This is a genomic window from Vibrio sp. 1249-1, from assembly GCF_033340495.1.
Genome location: NZ_JAWOWJ010000651.1, coordinates 1 through 657, shown reverse-complemented (window position 1 = coordinate 657; position 657 = coordinate 1). Strand labels below are relative to the sequence as shown.

Here is a 657-nt window from a genome sequence, read left to right as displayed (position 1 = left end):
GAATTTTTGGCTGGGATATCGACTTCGCACTCGATATTCGCAAAAACGACTCTTTCCGAGTGCTGTATCAAGAAGAAGTTGTAGAAGGTGAAGTCATTGGTCGTGGAAAAATCATCGCTGCGATATTCAAAAACCAGGGCGATACGTTTACGGCTATTTTAGATGAAAAAACGGGCAAATATTACGACGAAAATGGCCGAGCGATGAAAAAAGCCTTCTTGCGCGCTCCACTGGATTTCCGTCGCGTGACTTCAAACTTTAACCCACGTCGTCTTCACCCAGTTACGGGTCGAGTACGTCCTCACCGAGGCACTGATTACGCAGCACCTGTTGGTACGCCAATTTGGGCCGCTGGTGATGGTGTGGTGCAAAAATCGGCTTACAACAAGTTCAACGGGAACTACGTGTTCATCAAGCACAGCAATACTTACATTACCAAGTATCTGCACTTAACGAAGCGCACAGTCAAAACGGGTCAACGTGTTAAACAAGGTCAAACTATCGGTACGCTTGGTGGAACAGGTCGTGTGACAGGACCTCACTTACATTATGAGTTCCTAGTAAATGGCGTGCACAAAAACCCAAGAACAGTGAATTTGCCGCAATCCAAATCGTTAACAGGTAAAGCAAGACAAACCTTCATGGCGAATGCAAAAG

1 protein-coding gene is annotated in these 657 nt (G+C 46.0%); it reads left to right on the top strand.

The features are described from left to right. Nucleotides 1-657: peptidoglycan DD-metalloendopeptidase family protein (locus R7Z50_RS28160; protein WP_318149840.1), on the top strand; the 657-nt coding region annotated here is incomplete at both ends.